Origin of the sequence: Aquimarina litoralis, from assembly GCF_019295435.1 — a bacterium.
GTDB lineage: Bacteria > Bacteroidota > Bacteroidia > Flavobacteriales > Flavobacteriaceae > Aquimarina > Aquimarina litoralis_A.
In genome coordinates, this window is sequence record NZ_WEKL01000026.1 from 1 (window position 1) to 20,702 (window position 20,702).

A 20,702-nucleotide genomic window follows, 5' to 3' on the forward strand; every position below is an offset into this window, starting at 1 on the left:
ACGCTTTCAAATGGAGCTGCATATGCCGATTTAGATCTAGATGGAGACTTAGATATTGTGGTCAACAATCTTAATGATTATGCATCTGTATACGAAAACAATTCTAGTTCTTTGAATAATCATAAAAGCATTTCCATAACACTTAATTACAAAGACAAAAACCTAAGAGGCATTGGATCAAAAGTATACGTTCATACTGAAAAAACCGTACAATACAAACAACTCTTCTCTTCCAGAGGATTCATTTCATCTATCGAACCCAAACTTCATTTCGGGTTATCCGAAAACAACAATATAGACTCAATTATAGTTGTATGGCCGGATCAAGTCAAACAAAAGATCCAAACAAAAATCACTGACAAGGAAATTGTAATAGATTACAAAAACACTGACCTATTAGCAACTTCAGACAAACACAACCTACATCCTCCTCTATTCGAAAAAGTAAATCTAATTTCGCATAAACATACAGAAGACAATTACAACGATTTTGATATTCAAAAATTAATTCCATATAAAGTATCAACTCAAGGCCCAGCAGTTGCCATTGAAGATATCAATAATGATGGTATTGATGACATATATATAGGAAGTGCATCTTATAAGAAATCTAAATTATTTATTGGAACATCTGATGGATATCGAGAAATTGCTATTCCTGAAATAGAAAAGGACTCGATTAGTGAAGATATTGATGCAATTTTTGTAGACATTGATAATGACAATGATTTAGATTTAGTAGTTGGCTCAGGAACTATTTCTAAAAAAGACTCTTTATATTTAAATGACAGAGTCTATATCAATAAAAGAAACAACACATTTACAAAAATGAACGACTTTCCTCAAAATAGACTTAACACAGCTGTACTATCTCCTTATGATTATGATGATGATGGGGACACTGATATTTTTGTTGGTAACAGATCAAATCCAAGCAACTTTGGTGAAAAAGTAAATTCTTATATACTGAAAAACATTGGAAATGGAAGATTTGAAAAAGATCCTAATTTCTCACTTAACTCTATGGTCACAAATGCAATATGGAGTGATATAAACAATGACAATATCAAAGACTTATTGGTTGCAACAGAATGGGATTACCCAAGAGTATACATTAACAACAATGGTAACATGTCAGAAATCAAAGGACTAGAATCCCTTTTAGGACTTTGGCAATCCATAACCTCTTATGATATAGATAATGATGGAGATAAAGATATAATTTTAGGAAACTGGGGACTAAACACAAAGTTTAGAGCCACTCCAAGCAAACCAATCAAAATGTATTATTCCGATTTTGATCAAAATGGTCAAACAGAATCAATACTTTCACATTACAAACAGAATCAATACTATACTATTAACTCCAAAGACGAGTTAGCTTCTCAACTACCTATTATCAACAAACTATATCCTGATTATTTAAGTTTTTCAGAAGAAACAACAGATAATTTTATAAAAAAATTAAACCCATCATCTGTTGAAATAAGCGAAGTAAATACTCTTGCTAGCGGATATATTTTAAACAATGAAAATACTTTCAATAATTTCATTGAGTTTCCTAAACAACTTCAATTAACAACAATAAACTGTTTTCTCGAATATGATTTTAACAAAATAGGAAAAGAACAACTACTCACCGCGGGTAATTTTAATGGTTTAAATACTTACCATGGTGCTTTTAACTCGAAATCATTGTTCTTAATAAGCCCTATTACCAACCAAAAAAAACCAATTTATCAAATAACACCAGAATTAAACTCTGATTTTTATGGAAAGCAAATAGAGAAAAACTACCTGTTAAAACGTAAGAAAGAAACGTATTTATTAACCATTCCTAATAATGATAGCATAAAAATTTACAAAATAAATTCTACCAAAATAAATTAGCAAAACAACAAGAAACGTAATTGTTTAAAAACTAAGCAGTTCCGACATTCAAATATTTCAAATAATTCAATTCATGTCTTATTTAAATAACTAAAAAAGTCAAATAATTAAAACATCAAAATCGTCAAAACCCCTCTACTATAACGTTGTAGAAGAGTTTAAGTTTTTCATATAACTATTTAACAATTATTTAAAATTTAGGATTAAAAAGTTGTTTTATAAAGATATTATTGTGATTTTTGGCATTGGCTAATTCAAATAAATTATAAAATGAGAACAAAGTTTAGAGGAATTCTAACGCTATTGCTGGCGTTTGTAGTGCAACTAACGTTTGCACAAGAAAAAACGGTCTCAGGTAATGTAACCGACGATAGTGGGTTGCCTTTACCAGGGGTTAACATCGTTGTAAAGGGTACGAGTAAAGGTACGCAATCTGACTTTGATGGTAACTATACCATTGAAGTAAACAGAGGTGCTGTTCTTTCCTTTAGCTATCTTGGTTTTACAACAAAAGAAGTTGCTGTTGGTGATGAAAGCACAATCAACATTCAACTTGCTGAAGACGCTGCTACTTTAGAAGAAGTAGTTGTAACAGCACAAGGTATTAAAAGAGAGAAAAAATCTCTTGGTTATGCCGTAACTGTAGTACAAAGTGATGACATTGAACAAAAACCTGAAGCTGATTTAAACAGAGCATTAACTGGTAAAATCGCCGGTGTTGCTATTACAGGTTCTGGTGGAGCAACAGGTAGTGCTACAAATATTCAAATTAGAACAAATGTTTCTATTAATGGTACTAACCAGCCGCTTTATATTGTGGATGGTGTACCTTTCGCATCTGATCCAAATAACGTAGATGGTTTTACTACGGGTGGTACAAATGTTAGTAACCGTACTTTAGATTTGAATCCAGATAACATTGAAAGTATTAGTGTACTGAAAGGTCTTAGTGCTGCTAACTTATATGGATCTAGAGGTAGAAACGGTGTAATATTGATCACTACGAAAGCAGGTAGTAGTAGCCAAGCAAACAAAAAGTTTGAGATTAATTTTGCAAACACAAACTATATTACTCAAATCTCTAACCTTCCTGACTTCCAAAACAGATATGGACAAGGAGCAGATCAGGCTTTCAATCCTGGATTTGTTGGAAACTGGGGAGCAGCGTTTGATTCTATAGACACTGTAATACATCCATATGCAAATGGTCGAAATGCAGGTTTTGATGAGGTATTCCCTCAATTTTTCGGAATCGAAATACCTTATGAAGCAGCTGAAAACAATGTATCTGATTTCTTTAGAACAGGATTAGGTAGAACAACTTCAGTTAACATTTCTAATTCATTCCAAAACGGAAATATTAATTTTAGCTATAACAACACTGAAGAAGATGGATATATCCCATCAAATAACTTATCTAAGAATAGCTTTAGTATTGGTGGTAATTTAAAATTAAGCAACAAGTTTAATGTAGGTGGTACTATTAACTACGTAAACACAAAGTTAACAACACCTCCTATTTCTGCAGCTAACGCTGGAGGTACTATCTCAATCTTTGAAAGATTATTATTTATACCTAGAAATATTGATTTAACGAATTTACCATTCCAAAATCCAGTTACTGGAGGTAGTGCTTACTACAGACCAGATCTTGAAAACCCATATTGGTTATTAGAAAATAGTGGTAACATATCTGATACTAGAAGGGTTTACGGTTCTTTTAATGCTGGTTATACTTTTACTGATCATATTAATTTACAGTATACATATGGATATGACACATACTCTGATAGACAAAGATTCTTTGTTAATAGAGGTGGTGTTGCAAGAACTGAATACCAACTTGGTTACTTAAGAACGGTAAGAGGAACAAATGAAATTCAGAATCACAGATTAATATTAAACTTATCTGACTATAAAGCTGGAAAATTTGACTTCAACTTCTTAGCTGGTTTTGAAAGTAGAGCTGATGATTACAATCAAGATGGTATCGCAAGTACAAATCAAATCGTATTTGGAAGATTAAATCATGATAACTATGTTGATCATGTAAATAATGACCCTGTAACTGGAGGTGACTTACAATTTGAAACTTTCAGAAATGTAGTTGGTTTATTTGGTCAGTTAAATATTGACTATGACAACTATCTTTATTTTACACTTTCTGGAAGAAACGATTGGGTATCTAATATCCAGTCTGAAAACAGATCATTATTTTATCCTAGTGCATCGCTTTCGATTATCCCAACTACTGCGATCCCAGGACTTAAATCTGATGTACTTAATTTCTTAAAAATTAGAGGATCTTATGCTACATCTGCTGGTTTCCCACAAGGATTCCCAACAGTTCAGCAGTTAACTTCTAACGGTAGTGCATTTATCAATACTAATGGTACGGTAACTACAAACTCTCTTAGTTTAGCACAGGCAAATCCAAACTTAAAGCCTGAATTACATACTGAGATTGAAGTGGGTGTTGAAGCAAACTTCTTCTCTAACAGACTTAACTTAGATGCGAGTGTATATACAAGAAAATCTGAAGATCAAATCTTAACAGCAAATCTTGCTCCATCTACAGGATTTACGCAAACACAGATAAATGCTGGTAGAATTGACGGTGAAGGTATCGAGATTGGATTAAATATAGTTCCAGTTAAGACAAATGACTTTACTTGGAGTATCCAAAACAACTTCAACGCAGCTGAAACCACAGTAGTTGAAATTCCTGAAGAAAGAATTGTATTTACTGGATTTACTAACCTTGGTAACGCAGCAATCGCTGGACAACCATTAGGTGTTATAGTTGGTAGTTACTACATAAGAGATGACAATGGAAACATTCTTGTTGATGCTGCTAACACAACTACAGAAGGAAGATATATTACTAGTAATGATATCCCTGKTGTTGATCCAATTGGAATTATCGGAGATCCGAATCCAGACTGGACTTTAACGACAATCAACTCTTTTTCTTATAAAGGTTTATCGTTATCAGCTCAGTTAGAATATACTCATGGAGGTGATATTTACTCAAATACAGCTACCAACTTATTATTAAGAGGTGTTACTAGAGATACAGAAGATAGAGAGTCTACTACAGTTCTTCCAGGTGTTGTTGGTAACCCTGTAACTGGAGAGCCTGTTTTAGATGCAAACGGACAGCCAATTCAAAATACAGTTCAAATTGGTGCAAATGATATTTATTTCCAAAATGTATTTAGAGCGAATGAAGCTGCAGTGTTTGATGGAACTACTTTAAGATTACGTGACGTAACTATAGGTTATAAGTTACCAGAATCATTCTTAGCACAGACTCCTTTTGGATCAATGTCATTTAGTTTATCTGGACAAAACTTATGGTACAAAGCCTATAATTTCCCAGAGCACTTGAATTTTGACCCTGAAGTATTAAGTACAGGTGTTGGTAATGGTCGTGGTTTAGATTTCCAAACAGCACCTACCGCTAGAAGATTTTCTTTTAGTATAAAAGCTACTTTCTAAATAAAAAATTAATAAAATGAAAAAAATAAGATATATACAGCTTGCAATCATTGCCTGTGCTATGCTCGTCTTCAATTCTTGTGAGACAACAGACCTTGATTTAGCAGAATCGCCTAATACATTAACTCCAGGTAGTGCAGATCCTAATTTTGTTCTAAACCAAGTACAATTAGATCTTTCTTTCATGTTTGGAGAAATGAGTGATCGTTCATCAGAAATAACTAGACTTTTATACATGTTCGATGGATATGCTGGTAATGTAACTAATACTACGTTACAAACCGGTGCAAACATCTGGACTAGAGCATATAGAATTAATAACAGTAGATTGTTATTAAATACACTAGCAGAATCTAATCCTGATTTAGTGAAGCATAGAGGTATTGCAAGCTTAATTACTGCCTACACTTTTGTTTCTTTAACGGATATGGTAGGTGATGTTCCTTTTAGCCAAGCTAACAACCCTCAAGAATTTCCTAATCCTGAATTAGATGATGATGCAGCGGTTTATGATGCAATGTTTGACTTAATCGATGCTGGTATCGCTGATTTATCTGGTAGTACTGCAAATACAGTTACTCAAGATTTATTTTATGACGGTAATCTTACTCAATGGATAAGATTTGGTAACACTTTAAAACTGAAGATGTATAACCAAATTAGAAACGTTGATGCTGCTAGAGCTACAACTGGAATCAATCAATTAATTGCTCAAGGAAACTTAATTGAAACAATTGGTGATGATTTCCAATTTCAATTTAGTACAAATGGTTCTCCAGTAGAAAGTAGACACAGATTTTTCACGAACCCTTATTTAGGTGGTGGTGCTAGTGTAGTATTATATATGAACAATGGATTTATGAGACTTCTTAAAGATTCTCAACCAATGCCTGATCCAAGATTACGCTACTATTTCTACAGACAATCATTAACTGATCCAATGGGTGATGATTTACCTTGTACTACAACTTTAACTGAATGTTATATTGGAGATTTTTACTGGGGTAGACAGCACGGTGATTCTCAAGGGGTACCTGCAGATAACTTAGCAAGAACTATTTATGGAGTATATCCAGGTGGTGGAGCTTTCGATAATGATAATGGAGTACCTGGTATCAACAGTACAAACAACTTAGGTGGAGCTGGAATAAACCCAATCTACTTATCAAGTTTTACAAAGTTTACACTTGCTGAAGCTGCATTAATGTTAGGAACTACAGGAGATGCAAGAACATTATTTGAAGAAGGTGTTAGAAATTCATTATCTAAAGTAACTGGATTCGGTGCTGCAGTAGCTGGAAATTTAGCTCCTAGTGCTACAGACATTGAGGATTATGTTACTGAAGTTTTAAGTGATTATGATGCTGAAACTACTAACGATGGTCGTTTAAACATCATCTTAAGAGAATTCTATATCGCATCTTACGGAAATGGATTAGAGTCTTATAACTTCTATAGAAAGACTGGTTTACCGAATGTATTACAAGCTTCGATATCTCCATCTCCATTCCCAAGATCTTTTATCCTTCCTACGGATGAGACTTTAGTGAATCCTAATATAGATTCTAATTTCTTAACAGATCAAGTTTTCTGGGATGATAATCCTGCAAACTTTATCGATTAATTTAATTTTCGAAAGACATGAAAAATTTAAATAAAATATTCGCTTTATTGTTTCTGGTAACAATAATCTCTTGTGAAGATGAGAGCAAAAATCCATTACCAGACTTTGCAGCATCACAGGGTTCTTTTATTAGATTCGTTAATGAAGTAGCACCTGCAACACTTAGTTACGAAGATCCAACAGCAGCTGGTTTTTCTTTACCTATTGAAGATGTTAATGAAAACACAAGTTCTTATACATTAGACATGGTAGCTACCATAGGAGGAAATGTAAGTACTGTAGAGAATTTTTTAACTATCGATAGTTTTCCTACTACATTAACTATAAATGCTCAAATGATTGCTGATGCATTAAATCTTGAACTAACAGATTTAAACTTTGGTGACAACTTCGCATTCATTGCTGAGGCAGTAAGAAATGATGGTGTAGCATTTACTGGACAAGTTCCAGCTTTCGATCCTGACACAGGTATCTTATCAGGAGGAAACACTTCTTCTAATTTATTAGGAGGTGTTTATAGAAATGCGATGAACTTCAATTTCACTTTTGCTTGTCCTGCATTTGATATAGCTGAGTTAGCTGGAACTTATGACGTGACAACTAACTTATTAGCACCTGGTCTTGGATTAACAGACCCAGATCCAACAAGAGAAGTGATCGTTGGTCCTGGAGCAAGCCAAATTACAATCGTTGGTGGTTCTGTAGGATTTGCTGGTGGTGATGACCTTGTTTTAGATGTTGATACTTCTTTCGGAGGTTTAACTTTAGGTGCAGACGGAGTAGCTTTCCCTGTTGGAGCAGGTGGACTTACTTTCGATTCTGATTATGGACCTCTTGCTGGTTCTCCTGCAGCATTAGCTTTAACTTGTACTGCTGATACTACATTAACAATACCAGTAACATTAACTTGTTGTGGAGGAGTTTGGACTCTAGTTTTAACTAAACAATAAAAAAAGATCATGAAAAATTATAAGTATATACTTTCACTATCTATCCTCCTAGCTGCATTTGCATCTTGTGATGATGAAGATAATGAACTAAATAATGTGGTACTTCCACCGGCGCCAACTACAAATGTTACAGCCACTATAACTCCAGAATTTACTTTCGCTACAATTGAAAGTGACTTAAATTTTGACATTTCTGTTCCTTCTGGTTTTGCAAGTGATGCAATCATTCAAGTAGAATCTAGTTCACCTGCTGTTACTACAATAGAACAGGTTAGATTAGTAGATGGCGCAACTACCGCAACAGGTTCTATAACTGCATTAGACGTGGACGCAGGTGTTGGTTTTAGACCACAAACTGTTCAGATCGCTGCTTCTGGTGTAAGATTAGTAAATATTGAAGTTGATGAAGATATGGAGGAAACAATTACTCCTATTGAAAATGACAATACGGCTTTAAGTTCAGAACCAGTAACTATTGATATTTATAACCGTTTACCTGCAGTTTCTGCAGCCGGTGATGCAAATTTATTGGTAGACTGGAGTGGAGCTCCTGCTAATGACCTTGATTTTAGAGCTAACTTAGTAGGTGTTGGTCAGGTAACTGGTCAGACTGGAACTAGATATGAAGCTATTACACTAGCAGCTGGTTTCCCTGATGGAGAGTTTGTTATTTCAGTTCAGGTATTTAACACAACTGAAACTCAAACAACTGAAGATATCGATTACACTTTCTTCTATGCACTTCCTGATGGAACTGTTCAGATTGTAAATGGAACTTTACCTGCAGGATCTGAAACTTGGGATGGATCTGGAGCTGATTTTGACTCTGCTTCTATTGAAATCGGAAGAGTTGTAAAAGCTGGTACTACATATACCGTTACAACTAATTAATTGACTTAACAAAGTTAATATTATTATATACTGTAAAGGTTGTCTATTTTTAGGCAACCTTTACTATTTAAAACATCATCTTCGTTTATGAAAAAAGAGTCTCAAATTTTTGGTATACGAGCTGTCATAGAAGCTATCAACGCTGGAAAAACAATTGATAAACTTTTCATTCAAAAAGGCCTTCAAGGAGAATTATCAAAAGAGCTAATCAACTTACTAAAAAAAGAAAATATATCTTTTTCATCAGTTCCTATTGAAAAACTCAATAGACTAACTCGTAAGAATCATCAAGGTGTTGTGGGCTATATTTCTCCCATCGAATTTCAAGATTTAGAAAACCTAACACTACAGATAATTGAATCTGGCAAAACTCCTTTGTTTTTAATTCTTGATCAGTTATCAGATGTTCGTAACTTTGGAGCCATCATAAGAACCGCTGAATGTACCGGAGTACATGGTATTATCATTCAGAAAAAAGGAGGTGCTCCTGTGAGTGCAGATACCGTTAAAACTTCTGCAGGAGCAATTTTCAAAATACCAATTTGCAAAGTTGATCATATTAAAGATGCCATGTATTATCTACAAGCCTCTGGAATACAAATAGTGGCAGCCAGCGAAAAGGCAACTTCTCCAATCTACGATATTGATTTAACAGCTCCTATCGCAATTGTTATGGGTAGCGAAGGAAAAGGAATTTCCAATTCCGTCTTAAAAATTGTTGATCATAAGGCTAAACTCCCTATGTATGGAGACATAGCCTCTTTAAACGTTTCTGTTGCTTGTGGTGTATTTCTATATGAAACTATTAGACAACGATTATAAACCTTCAAAAAGAGATCACAAATCACTCTTCTTCATTAGTCTCTGAAGCTTTATAAGTATAAACAATCTCTATACCTTCTGGAGAATTACTTTCAGGTAAATTTTCTATGAAATTACCGTTTTCATCAAAATGTTTTAAAAACTCATCTTCCTCAGGATTATAATCATCTGCCTCCCATTTATATTTTTTAGGTATAGCGATCCCTTTTTTTATCAAAAAAGCTAAACAAATTCCTACTATAAGTCCTGACAAATGCCCTTCCCATGAAATTTTTGGATCTACAGGAAGTGTATACCAAATCATACTCCCATAAATAAACACCACGACAAAGGATAATGCAATTAACCTATAATGTTTGGCAATGATCCCTTTAAAAAATAAAAATCCAAAAAGCATATRTATAATTCCACTAGCGCCAATGTGGTTTGCTGTACGTCCTAAAACCCACGTTAGAATTCCTGTTAGAATACCACCCACAAGAATTACCTTCCACGAATTATTAGGATAAAAGAAAAAAAGCGCCATGGATAAAATCAGTAAAGGCAAGGTATTATGCCATAAGTGAGCTAAATCTCCATGAATAAAAGGAGAAAAGAGAACTCCTCGGAGTCCTTTTAATGTTCTGGGATATATACCGAAATGATTAAAATCAAAGTTAAATCTTATTTCGAACCAGAAAACTATCCAAATCAATAACACAAATAACAATGGATATCCAACAACTCCAGTTTTAAAGCTAAAATGATCTTTTTGTCTCATAATTAAAGTTTACTGATCAAAAAGCCATCCAAAAATAAAACACCGCTAAAATGTCAGTTATTTAATTTCTACTGTCTTTATATCAAAATAAACGTCATTTAGTACATTTGTAAATATGAATAAACCGCTAGCTGAAAGAATACGACCTCAATCCTTAGAAGAATATTTAAGTCAAGAACACTTGATTGGTATTGATGGTTCGTTAACGAAGCAAATAAAAAATGGGATCATCCCTTCTCTTATCTTTTGGGGCCCTCCAGGAGTTGGAAAAACGACGCTTGCTAATATTATAGCAAGTGAATCAGAACGACCGTTTTATACACTTAGCGCTATCAATAGCGGAGTAAAAGAAGTTAGAGAGGTTATTGACAAAGCAAAACAAAGTGGAGGCTTATTTACTGCTAAGAATCCTATCCTTTTTATAGATGAAATTCATCGTTTTAGTAAATCACAACAAGATTCATTACTTGGTGCCGTAGAAAAAGGTTGGATAACCCTAATTGGTGCTACTACGGAAAATCCGAGTTTTGAAGTAATTCCTGCATTACTTTCAAGATGTCAAGTATATGTTTTAAATCCATTTGGAAAGAATGAACTAGAAGCTTTATTAGCTAGAGCAATGAAACAAGACGAATATTTATCATCTAAAAACATTGAACTCAAAGAAACCGAAGCATTGTTAAGATTAAGCGGTGGAGATGCAAGAAAATTGTTAAATATTTTTGAGCTCATTGTAAATAGTCAGGAAAATGATCAGGTTATTATAACGAATGACTTAGTTCTAAAGCTTGTACAACAAAACACCGTTAGATACGACAAAACTGGTGAACAACATTATGATATTATTTCGGCATTCATAAAATCTGTTAGAGGCAGTGATCCAAATGCTTCTGTATATTGGTTAGCAAGAATGATTGAAGGTGGCGAAGATCTTAAATTCTTGGCACGTAGAATGATCATTTTAGCATCGGAAGATATTGGAAATGCTAATCCCACTGCTCTAATAATGGCAAATAATACGTTTCAGGCTGTAACAACTGTTGGATATCCGGAAGCCAGAATTATTTTAAGTCAATGTGCAGTATACTTAGCAACTTCTCCTAAAAGCAATGCTTCTTATATGGCAATCAACAAAGCACAACAATTAGTCAGACAAACTGGAGATTTGTCAGTACCATTACATATTAGAAATGCTCCTACTAAACTTATGAAAGAATTAGGATATGGAGAAGATTACAAATACGCACACGATCATGAAAGCAACTTTGTTCATCAAGAATTTCTTCCGGAATCCTTAGAAAACACAAAGTTATATGAACCTGGTAATAATCAACGTGAGAATGCTTTTAGATCATTTCTTAAATCACGTTGGGGAGATAAATACAACTATTAATTTATTGACGGGCAAAAGTATCTGTAATTAACTTATCTGTTGCCGGATTAATTCTATCCAAAATAAAATTTCCATAAGAATCAAAATAACCGCTACCGCTTAACTCACCAGCACGAACGATAAAATCATTCTTTCGACTAGACTTTAAGACTTTCCCAAGGGATACAAAAGAATTATCTTTCTTAACCGATAACTCATAACCATATGCCTTTTTGTTTAAAACATATGTTTCTTCATTATAACTATAACTAATAGATTTTTCAGCAACTATTTCTTTTTCCTTATTAACCTTAGGTTTTTGATCAACCGCAACTGTTTTAGGTGCATTAGCTTTTGTATTGGCCTTAGGCTTATCTTTTTTTAGCTTTTCAGAGTCATTTGATATATTCGATTGAACGGCAACACCACTTTCATTACTAGCAACATCACCTTCTTTTTTCCCATTATACTTATAATTAAGAGTTTTAAAATCCTTAAAAGCATTTCTTAAAGCTTCATGATATGATTTCTTAAACTCCTTTTCTCTACTAACTCCTTCTCTTGTACTAAATATTATGGTACCGTTACAATCTATTAAATCTACAATCAACTTTGTTCTCAACAAACTTGGTTTTTTTCGCACATCTGCTCTTAACCCCTTACAACCATTCAATTTTAGATCTCTAGGCAAGTCTTCACCACGAATAAAAGCAGTAAATCCATACTTCTTAAATAAAAACTTGGTTAATGAATTCATTTGATATGCATCATTTTCTGCCAAAAACACATAACCTTCTGGCACGATTACATATTTATAATCATTCACAGAGTTTTGTGCTGAAAAGTTAATTGTAAATAAAAAAGAAAGCCCAAAAAAGAAAATACGTGTTATACTCATTACATTATTACATTAAATCCTAACTGAATGGATGCTCCTCTAGCATCCGCGAGATTAGAATATTCTAAAAGATTATTCGCCGAAATATAAAAATTAATTTTATTAATATGCGTAGACATTAAAAAACCTATGTTTTTAAAAGAATAATCATCGACAGTATATGTCAATTTTGTTCTTAGAAAACTAGACAATCGTTTATAATAAAACAATGAGGCTGCATATTGCGGTCTTTTGGGTCTAAATTGAGTAAACACTTGTAAACCAAAAGCATCTTGATACAAAGGCCCTTCTCCTTCTATAGCACAATTACAGGTACCATCATCATATCTGTTGAACGAATATTTTATCGAGCTATTGAGCTTTAATGGTCTTAATGCAGCATAACTCGTACTCAATGTATCTATTGGAATTGCTTCTTCTAATTCATCCAAAACGTCTTGCCCATTTTCATCCGTAATTGGTGTTTCTAATCCTTCAAAAACAAAATTACCTCTAGCTCTATATGTCTCAACATCTTTAGTATAAAAAATCATCCCCAGATCGGTCATACTACCGGTTACGGTCCATTGATCTTCTAATTTATAACTAAATCCTAAATCTACACCAATTCCCAAATTTCCACCTAAGAAAGCTCTACCTAAAAACTTATTTATTACTTGTTTGGCACCATCCGCGTTATCCTCTGATTCAATATCACGCAACGAAGCATACCCAGATGTTTGTAAACTCACATCTGCATTACTAATTACATGTTGATAAATATTATTCCCCTGTGGAGTTTCAAAAGTGGTAAATGTTCCTCTATTTTTTGTACTCCTGAAATTGAACATACTAGAATACAACTTCGCTCGAGCACCGAAAGTTAATTTTTTATTTACCTTTTTATTATATCCAAAATGATAAACTGTAAGTAATTCTCCCGTTGCACTTACATTAGAAAATCTAAATGGTACATTAATAAAATCCTGATTTCCTTGGTATGCTAACACTGCAAAATCTTTAGGGAAATAAACTATTAAATCTAGTTCTTGATATAACCCGCCAGAATAATATAGATCTTTATTACGTTTACTACGCCAGCCAAAACTTAGCAGTTCTAATTGCTGAGTTAGTGTAAAATAATCATTACTAGTAAGTGTATTAATTGTATTTTCAATTTTCTGATTAATATCTCTACCATCATCTGCAAAAACATCATAAATGGAAGCACCTTTAAATCCAACGTTTACATGTATTTGTGAAAGAAAAGGAACCCCTGCATGATAATTAAAGTTCACTTCAGCACCAGGATTTAATAAAAGTGATTGCGGTAGATCCGTAAAATCGTATAAGGTTTCTTTATTTTGAGAATATAATGAGCATCCCAATAAACCTAAAAAAAGGCATAATAAGATTCTCATAATTCGTAATTTACATAATAACTGGCTTTTGATCTAATATTCAGAACACCTCTTAAATCAGTATTCAACGAAGTAACAATAATTTCTGTCGCTATTTTTTGTGCTGAAGACAACTGATTTAAAGTTGCATTATCTAAAACTATAGGATTAGGATCTGAAAAAGAAATTACCGGTTGAGTACCCGCTCCCATTCCCGCTTGTACAGGAACGCTATATAACTGACCTAGCGGTTGTTCATTTTGTGTTAAAAATTGAAACTGAATTAAAAAAGGCCTTTCTATTGTATTACGCACTTCAATAGTCAATTCGACTCTATCTAAATTATCTACAGCAAAATCCGTTCCTACCAAATCATAATTTACCGTATCTCTTAGAACTTCTGGAGGTAATGTAAACTCTGTATCGGGAGGAAGTCCATCGGGAATATATTCCTCGATATCAAATTCGGAATAAATAAAATCTGCCTCAAATACTGGCGTGAGAACAACATCATCAAGCTGTTCAAAATCTAGTTCCTTGACACAGGAAACTGTTGACATTATTGCGCTAAAAAATAGCAGCAATGCATAGGTTTTCTTTGTTTTCATCTGGGGGAGTTGTTTTAGTATGTAACGAAAATATACAAATAATTATTACTAAATGTACTTTTTTATTTCATTTAATGAAGAAACTTGTAATTTATCCGCAGGTATTTGTTCTTTATGATAATTAAAACATATTGCTCTGATCCCCAAAGATTCTGCACCTAAAATATCTGCTTCATAGTTATCTCCAATCATTAAACTATTATCAATATTCGCGCCAGAAATCTTGATAGCATGTTCAAAAATAATTGGATTAGGTTTCTTAACTCCAACATCTTCACTATTAGTTACAGTTGTAAAGTATTGAGCAATTTTAGCGTTGATTAGCTTAGTGTTTTGCACTTCTCTGAAGCCATTTGTGATTATATGTAGTTTATATTTTGGCTGCAAATAATTCAACAACTCAAGTGTTCCTTCTATCAAATAATTGTTTAGAGGTAGAAAGTTTATATAATCTTCAGATAAGGCATCAATTGTTTCTATCGAAAACTGTTTATCAAAACCCGCAAAAGCTTCTATTAATCGTCCTCTACGAAGCTCCTTCTTTGTAACTTTCTCTTCTCTGTATAATTTCCAATAATGTAAATTAATTGGTTGATAAACTTTCAAAAACTGATGGATATCAATTTCTATCTCAAACTTATCAAACATCATTTGAAAGGCTAGAATAGAATTTCTATCAAAATCCCATAAGGTATGGTCTAAATCAAAAAAAATATGATCAATCTTTGTCAATTTCATCTTTATTCCAAATAAATTTAAATATCGATTTCCAAAAGGTTTGTTCATTAAGATCACTAAACAAACCATTACTAAAAACAGGTATAAACAATCCGTTTACTTTTTGAATTTTTTCTATATAATCAATAATTTCTTGTTTCACCACATACTCGTTATCTGCATCTTCAAAACTTTTAGGAGTGCAACAAAAAGAATGAACTACCAAAGGTGTCTGAACTTCATAGTCTAAATCATAAAACATAAAAGGAGTACAGGTTCCTGCTCTAAAACCTGCATGCCCTGGATATCCCATAGAAAAATCCTCTTGTATTTCTAATTCTATAAAATTTCGATATGCTTCTGGCAGCTTTATCTTATAAAAAGAGCATAAAGAAAATTGCAATTGCCTATTTACAATATTCTCTATTCTTGACTTCTCTTTTTTTAACATCTCTAGATCGGAGATTGCATCGTATGAAACTTTAAGACCTATATCCAGATAGTCTGATACATGTTTAATAACCTTTCTATGCTGTGGGTTGCTATGATTAATATTCTTCTCATAATTCGTGTAGTCTCCTAAACCAAAAAACAAAAGACATTTTCTATTCATTTTTTTTTGTAAATCAATTACAAAATCAAATGTATTGTAGGGATCTTTTTTAAGCCCTAAAACCACTTTTATCCTATCGGTAACTTCATTTATTTTTAGTTGCCACAAATCTCGAATCCCTCCACCTATAGATCTTAAAATCCCCTTTTGCCAGTATGCAAAAGTTTGATTAACATAAATTATGGGTTGAACCTTAAATTCTCTTTCTAAAAAAACAATATCTGGATACTTTTCTTTTAAAATGCTTTTAAATTTATAAGACCAAATATCAACCACAGGATCTTGTAAAAAACCATTTTGATAAGCAATACTTTCTGTGGCAGTAAATCGACCTAATTCATCTTTTACATGTGGCAAATACTCTTCATATCGAGTTAGCAGATAAAAAGTGGCTGCGAATATATCAAAAGGCAATGCTGTATTAGGATGCTTTACTTGAAAAAAACATTTTGTCTCTTCCCAAGAAACAACTTGCACTTCTACTTCATTAAACCCGTGCTCAAACAACAACTCTACGCTTTGAAAATAAAGTTCTTTTCCTAGCGGTTGTTTTCCATAAGATAATTTTGGACCATCATGCGCAATAAATGTTTCTATTTTAGAGGTAAAACCCATTTCTAAACCTAAAACTCTCTTGCAGATATGCTTAAAAGCATAAGAAACTCTTGGCGTTATTTCCTGAACATAGATTAATAGCATATTGATTATAGTATCGCTTGATCTGCAAAGCTAAAATAATCCTTTTCTGTAATTATTAGATGATCCAATAATTTAATATCTAAGGTAACACCAGCTTGTTTCAATTTTTGTGTTAGCGTCTTATCGGATTGACTAGGAGCCAAAGAACCACTAGGATGGTTATGAGCTAGGATTATTGCTGTGGCTCCAAATTCTATTGCAAATCTAAATACTATCCGTGGATCTACTAATGTTCCTGTCTTACCTCCTACACTTATTTGTTTTTTTTGTAATACTTTATTGGAGTTATTAAGATATAACACCCAAAACTCTTCGTGTTCTAAATCTCCAATTAACGGGTTCATAAGATCGAAAACATCTTTACTGGAACTAATTTTAGAAATTACAGGTACCCCTTCTTCTTTCCTCCTTTTACCTAATTCTAAACCTGCTACAATTGTAATTGCCTTTGCCTCTCCAATTCCTTTAAAATTCATCAATTGTTTTACAGAAAGTTTACCTAATGAATGTATTTGATGATCTACACTAGCTAAAATTCTTTTACTTAAAGCCACAGCGCTTTCTTCTTTATTACCTGAACCAATTAAAATAGCTATTAACTCAGAATCAGTCAAAGCATTCTTCCCTTTAACCAATAATTTTTCTCTTGGACGATCATTTTCATTCCATTTCCTGATAGAAAATGAAGTATTATTTTCGCTCATATATGTTTTTTCCTAAGTTTTATTCCCTAAACTTTTTACTATGTAATAATAAACTATTTATCTCAAAAACAAGATATTATTCTATAATTTACGAAAATAAAAAACACCAATTTAGTTGACTCTCAAACATTCATTATATATATATTTGTTTGAAAATGAAAGTTTTACTATATTTGACCACCCATAATCTAAAAACAAAGAATTTAACAACTTCAAATTAACCTATTTATGAAGAACATTTTTACCTTCGCATTATTATTGGCCACCATTAGTTTTTATGGACAAGACAAGAAACGAATCAGTTTTTTAAACCTAGTAGGAAATCACATACAAGTACCAAGAGGATGTCAAGCACAATCAGAATTTGAATTACAAGCTTGTAATGGAACTTCAATAAAATGGGATTACTATAGTGATGATATGTTAACTGCAGTTTTTGATGCTACTATTGATGCTTTTGGAGCAGATAATAGTTCTAAAACAGCTGTTACCTTTACTTCTTTTGGATCTCAATTAAAAGGTTTTAAATTTAAATCAGGTACTACTTTCCAATATTTCTTGATGGGAAAAATTAAGGATCAACCGTTGATGATAAATCTTGGTACTCCATCAGATATTTCTGCAAATGGAGATCTTGAAGGCATCCTTAAACTAGTATTCGAAAAAGTAGGTTAAACCACATTACCTTTTCAGTTATTCATCAAAAGGCTATTTTAATAATAGCTTAGCATTTTGTGTATCCCAWTTTAAAATAATTCTGTTATTTTTGGTGATGTAAGCATAAAATATCTAAGATGAAATCTCTTTTTGATGAACCTGCCAGAAACGAAATAGAAGGTCGTATTCACAAATTATCTAATTCTAGCGATCCCGCTTGGGGTAAAATGGATGTTTCGCAGATGCTTTTTCATTGTCAGTTTCCTCTTAAAATTGCTCTGAAAAAAGATCACCCTGCAATGAAACCCAGTTTTTTTGCGAAGCTGCTTTTTAAAAAATCTATGTACAATGACAAACCTTGGAAGAAAAATTTACCTACTCATCCAAAGTTAAAAGTAGTAGATAGTAAGGTTTTTGAAGAAGAAAGAAAACAGTTATTAGATTTGGTTAATGAATTCTTTGAAAAAAGAATTGTTTCTGAATGGGATCCACATCCTATGTTCGGAAAATTCACAAAAGATCAATGGGGAAAAATGCAATACAAGCATTTAGATCATCATTTACAACAATTTAACGTATAGCCTGTGTATCCACCAAAACATCACCAGGACTATAATGCAGAAAATATTAAAAGCGTGGCAGAAGCTTACCCTTTTGCCGTTTTAGTATCTGCAGATAACAATATTCCTTTTATCACACATGCTCCTTTAATTCTAAAAGAGGAGAAACTTATAGGTCATATAGATGCAAACAATCCGCATGTTAAGTTATTAAAAAACAACTATCCTATCACAGCTGTTTTTCAAGGACCACAGACTTATATCTCACCAACTATTTATACTACCAAACAATTACCAACTTGGAATTATATAATTTCACATGCAAAAGGAATCGTAAAAGAAATAACAGATCCCGATATAATTAAAAAATCCATGGTAGATATGACCGATTTTTTAGAAAACGTCGATCATGGTTTTAGATTATCGGTGGATGACCCAAGAATGGATCGTTTAGTTCCCTATATACATTGTTTTGAAATTGAAGTAGAACATTGGGAAGGTAAATTCAAATTAAGTCAAGACAAGATACCCGATGATATAGAGAATGCTAAACAGGAGCTTATCAGGAATAATCAAAAAAACGTTGCCGATTTCGTAAATGGATTATTTGAACGTCATTTTTAGGCTATCAACTCTTTCACTTCATCAAAATCCAATCCGCCATAGTTACCACTACTCATAAGTAATAGTGCTGAATTCGCAAAGTTTTTTTGATGTAAATATGTTTTAAACTCTTCTGGATTTGTATAAATGATTAAGTCATCTCTATTAAATGCAGTAGCTATTTGTTCTTCAGACACTTCTTCTAACTGTTTTATCTTCACCGCATGAGGAGAATAAAAAACAACAGCCTGATCCGCAGCATCTAAAGCTCCTTCATACTCTTTTAAAAATTCAGCGTTTAAACTACTATATGTGTGTAGTTCTAAACAAGCTACCAATTGTCTATCAGCATATTGCTCTTTAACCGCTTTGGTTGTAGCACTAACTTTAGAAGGACTGTGTGCAAAATCTTTATAAGCAACTGCCGAATTACTTTCGGCTATTTTTTCTAATCTCTTAGAAGCTCCTGTAAACGATGCGATTGCTTCATAGAATTCATCCTCATCAATTCCCATATGCTGACAAATCCATTTCGCACCAGCAAGATTACTTAGATTATGCGCTCCAAAAACTTCAATTGGCATTTCACCTTCAGGTGTGTTTAATAAAGTTTCTCCATCTTCTACCCTATATTCTGGAGTTGTATAGGGTATTTTTCTGATTTGATTTTCAGAATTTTCCACAACCTTAACCACTTCTGGATCTTCTGAGTTGTAATTAATACTACCTCCACGAACAATTCCATCTACAAAAATTTGGAACTGCTCTACATAATTATCAAATGTAGGAAACACATTGATATGATCCCATGCAATTCCGCTCAACAATGCTATATTAGGTTGGTACAAATGAAATTTTGGTCTTCTATCAATTGGAGAGGATAAATACTCATCTCCTTCTAAAACAATAAAATCATTATCCTCCGTAAGATGAACCATAGTATCAAAACCTTCTAATTGAGCACCAACCATATAATCCACTTCTTTTTCATGATAATGCAACACATGCAAAATCATAGAGGTAATTGTAGTTTTACCATGAGAACCTCCGATAACCACACGAGTTTTATTTTTTGATTGTTCGTATAAGAACTCCGGATAGGAATAAATTTTCAATCCTAATTCCTGAGCCTTCAACAATTCTGGATTATCTTCTTTAGCGTGCATTCCTAAAATAATAGCATCAATTTCTTCAGTAATTCTTTCTGGAAACCAACCAAAACTTTTTGGAAGTAAACCATATCTGTCTAATCTAGATTTTGATGGTTCAAAAATCACATCATCACTTCCAGTTACCTCATATTTTTTTTGATGCAATGCCATAGCTAGATTGTGCATAGCACTACCTCCTATTGCAATAAAATGTACGCGCATATTTTTATACTTAATTCTAAAAAGTAAAGATACAATCTACTTTTAATTAATAACGAAAGTAAACTTAAAATAAGTATGGTA

Annotated in this window: 18 protein-coding genes; 10 read left to right on the forward strand and 8 right to left on the reverse strand. The window is 32.9% G+C overall.

Annotation, left to right across the window (positions count from 1 at the left end; genetic code table 11):
- From GBO31_RS14365 to rlmB, 6 genes are all read left to right on the forward strand, one after another.
- Window positions 1–1,890, forward strand: a 1,890-nt coding sequence (locus GBO31_RS14365; protein ID WP_219009054.1) for an FG-GAP-like repeat-containing protein, incomplete at its 5' end; no start/stop codon positions are given.
- Window positions 1,891–2,160: 270 nt separating this feature from the next.
- Window positions 2,161–5,391: a SusC/RagA family TonB-linked outer membrane protein gene (locus GBO31_RS14370; RefSeq protein WP_219009055.1), complete on the forward strand. Its 3,231-nt coding sequence runs from the start codon at window positions 2,161–2,163 to the stop codon at window positions 5,389–5,391.
- A gap of 16 nt (window positions 5,392–5,407) precedes the next feature.
- Entirely contained in the window at window positions 5,408–7,015 is a 1,608-nt protein-coding gene (locus GBO31_RS14375) for a SusD/RagB family nutrient-binding outer membrane lipoprotein (protein WP_219009056.1), read from the forward strand.
- Between the two features lie 17 nt (window positions 7,016–7,032).
- Window positions 7,033–7,965 carry a hypothetical protein gene (locus GBO31_RS14380; RefSeq protein ID WP_219009057.1) on the forward strand — a complete coding sequence of 311 codons (933 nt, stop codon included), beginning with the start codon at window positions 7,033–7,035 and terminating at the stop codon, window positions 7,963–7,965.
- 9 nt (window positions 7,966–7,974) lie between these two features.
- Window positions 7,975–8,856 (forward strand): hypothetical protein, encoded by an 882-nt coding sequence (locus GBO31_RS14385; protein WP_219009058.1) that lies wholly within the window; start codon window positions 7,975–7,977, stop codon window positions 8,854–8,856.
- Window positions 8,857–8,943: 87 nt separating this feature from the next.
- Window positions 8,944–9,678, forward strand: a complete 735-nt coding sequence (gene rlmB, locus GBO31_RS14390; protein ID WP_219009059.1) for a 23S rRNA (guanosine(2251)-2'-O)-methyltransferase RlmB — start codon at window positions 8,944–8,946, stop codon at window positions 9,676–9,678.
- A 22-nt stretch (window positions 9,679–9,700) separates the two neighbouring features.
- Here rlmB and GBO31_RS14395 read toward each other — a convergent pair whose 3' ends face one another.
- Window positions 9,701–10,438 carry a rhomboid family intramembrane serine protease gene (locus tag GBO31_RS14395; protein WP_219009060.1) on the reverse strand — a complete coding sequence of 246 codons (738 nt, stop codon included), beginning with the start codon at window positions 10,436–10,438 and terminating at the stop codon, window positions 9,701–9,703.
- 115 nt (window positions 10,439–10,553) lie between these two features.
- Between GBO31_RS14395 and GBO31_RS14400 the strand changes: the two genes are divergently transcribed.
- Window positions 10,554–11,831 carry a replication-associated recombination protein A gene (locus tag GBO31_RS14400; protein WP_219009061.1) on the forward strand — a complete coding sequence of 426 codons (1,278 nt, stop codon included), beginning with the start codon at window positions 10,554–10,556 and terminating at the stop codon, window positions 11,829–11,831.
- A gap of 1 nt (window position 11,832) precedes the next feature.
- Here GBO31_RS14400 and GBO31_RS14405 read toward each other — a convergent pair whose 3' ends face one another.
- The 6 genes from GBO31_RS14405 to radC are packed head-to-tail and all read right to left on the reverse strand — an operon-like array spanning window position 11,833 to window position 17,428.
- The gene (locus GBO31_RS14405) at window positions 11,833–12,708 is read right to left on the reverse strand and encodes a hypothetical protein (RefSeq protein ID WP_219009062.1); all 876 of its coding nucleotides are present in this window, start codon (window positions 12,706–12,708) and stop codon (window positions 11,833–11,835) included.
- Window positions 12,708–14,108 carry a DUF5723 family protein gene (locus GBO31_RS14410; protein ID WP_219009063.1) on the reverse strand — a complete coding sequence of 467 codons (1,401 nt, stop codon included), beginning with the start codon at window positions 14,106–14,108 and terminating at the stop codon, window positions 12,708–12,710. The genes GBO31_RS14405 and GBO31_RS14410 overlap by 1 nt, the downstream gene beginning before the upstream one ends.
- Window positions 14,105–14,695 carry a hypothetical protein gene (locus GBO31_RS14415; protein ID WP_219009064.1) on the reverse strand — a complete coding sequence of 197 codons (591 nt, stop codon included), beginning with the start codon at window positions 14,693–14,695 and terminating at the stop codon, window positions 14,105–14,107. The genes GBO31_RS14410 and GBO31_RS14415 overlap by 4 nt, the downstream gene beginning before the upstream one ends.
- Window positions 14,696–14,743: 48 nt before the next feature.
- Window positions 14,744–15,433 carry a YjjG family noncanonical pyrimidine nucleotidase gene (locus GBO31_RS14420; RefSeq protein WP_219009065.1) on the reverse strand — a complete coding sequence of 230 codons (690 nt, stop codon included), beginning with the start codon at window positions 15,431–15,433 and terminating at the stop codon, window positions 14,744–14,746.
- Window positions 15,414–16,724 (reverse strand): polysaccharide deacetylase family protein, encoded by a 1,311-nt coding sequence (locus GBO31_RS14425; RefSeq protein ID WP_219009066.1) that lies wholly within the window; start codon window positions 16,722–16,724, stop codon window positions 15,414–15,416. The genes GBO31_RS14420 and GBO31_RS14425 overlap by 20 nt, the downstream gene beginning before the upstream one ends.
- A gap of 5 nt (window positions 16,725–16,729) precedes the next feature.
- Window positions 16,730–17,428, reverse strand: coding sequence for a RadC family protein (gene radC / locus GBO31_RS14430; RefSeq protein ID WP_219009067.1), 699 nt, complete (start codon window positions 17,426–17,428; stop codon window positions 16,730–16,732).
- Between the two features lie 228 nt (window positions 17,429–17,656).
- On the opposite strand from radC, the gene GBO31_RS14435 reads away from it, so the two are divergent.
- From GBO31_RS14435 to GBO31_RS14445, 3 genes are all read left to right on the forward strand, one after another.
- A complete protein-coding gene (locus GBO31_RS14435) occupies window positions 17,657–18,103 on the forward strand; it encodes a hypothetical protein (protein ID WP_219009068.1) in 447 nt (148 codons plus the stop codon).
- Between the two features lie 119 nt (window positions 18,104–18,222).
- On the forward strand, window positions 18,223–18,666 hold the full coding sequence (locus GBO31_RS14440; RefSeq protein WP_219009069.1) for a DUF1569 domain-containing protein: 444 nt from the start codon (window positions 18,223–18,225) through the stop codon (window positions 18,664–18,666).
- Between the two features lie 3 nt (window positions 18,667–18,669).
- Window positions 18,670–19,269, forward strand: a complete 600-nt coding sequence (locus GBO31_RS14445; protein WP_219009070.1) for an FMN-binding negative transcriptional regulator — start codon at window positions 18,670–18,672, stop codon at window positions 19,267–19,269.
- Here the strand turns inward: GBO31_RS14445 and GBO31_RS14450 are convergent.
- Complete coding sequence (locus tag GBO31_RS14450) at window positions 19,266–20,621, reverse strand: UDP-N-acetylmuramate--L-alanine ligase (RefSeq protein WP_219009071.1); 1,356 nt, start codon at window positions 20,619–20,621, stop codon at window positions 19,266–19,268. The genes GBO31_RS14445 and GBO31_RS14450 overlap by 4 nt on opposite strands.
- Window positions 20,622–20,702: the final 81 nt, after the last annotated feature.

Coding starts and splice junctions, on each gene's coding strand:
- GBO31_RS14375 (WP_219009056.1), top strand. CDS start 5,408: ATGAAAAAAATAAGATATATACAGCTTGCAATCATTGCCTGTGCTATG.
- GBO31_RS14380 (WP_219009057.1), top strand. CDS start 7,033: ATGAAAAATTTAAATAAAATATTCGCTTTATTGTTTCTGGTAACAATA.
- GBO31_RS14385 (WP_219009058.1), top strand. CDS start 7,975: ATGAAAAATTATAAGTATATACTTTCACTATCTATCCTCCTAGCTGCA.
- rlmB (WP_219009059.1), top strand. CDS start 8,944: ATGAAAAAAGAGTCTCAAATTTTTGGTATACGAGCTGTCATAGAAGCT.
- GBO31_RS14400 (WP_219009061.1), top strand. CDS start 10,554: ATGAATAAACCGCTAGCTGAAAGAATACGACCTCAATCCTTAGAAGAA.
- GBO31_RS14405 (WP_219009062.1), bottom strand. CDS start 12,708: ATGAGTATAACACGTATTTTCTTTTTTGGGCTTTCTTTTTTATTTACA.
- GBO31_RS14410 (WP_219009063.1), bottom strand. CDS start 14,108: ATGAGAATCTTATTATGCCTTTTTTTAGGTTTATTGGGATGCTCATTA.
- GBO31_RS14415 (WP_219009064.1), bottom strand. CDS start 14,695: ATGAAAACAAAGAAAACCTATGCATTGCTGCTATTTTTTAGCGCAATA.
- GBO31_RS14420 (WP_219009065.1), bottom strand. CDS start 15,433: ATGAAATTGACAAAGATTGATCATATTTTTTTTGATTTAGACCATACC.
- GBO31_RS14425 (WP_219009066.1), bottom strand. CDS start 16,724: ATGCTATTAATCTATGTTCAGGAAATAACGCCAAGAGTTTCTTATGCT.
- radC (WP_219009067.1), bottom strand. CDS start 17,428: ATGAGCGAAAATAATACTTCATTTTCTATCAGGAAATGGAATGAAAAT.
- GBO31_RS14435 (WP_219009068.1), top strand. CDS start 17,657: ATGAAGAACATTTTTACCTTCGCATTATTATTGGCCACCATTAGTTTT.
- GBO31_RS14440 (WP_219009069.1), top strand. CDS start 18,223: ATGAAATCTCTTTTTGATGAACCTGCCAGAAACGAAATAGAAGGTCGT.
- GBO31_RS14450 (WP_219009071.1), bottom strand. CDS start 20,621: ATGCGCGTACATTTTATTGCAATAGGAGGTAGTGCTATGCACAATCTA.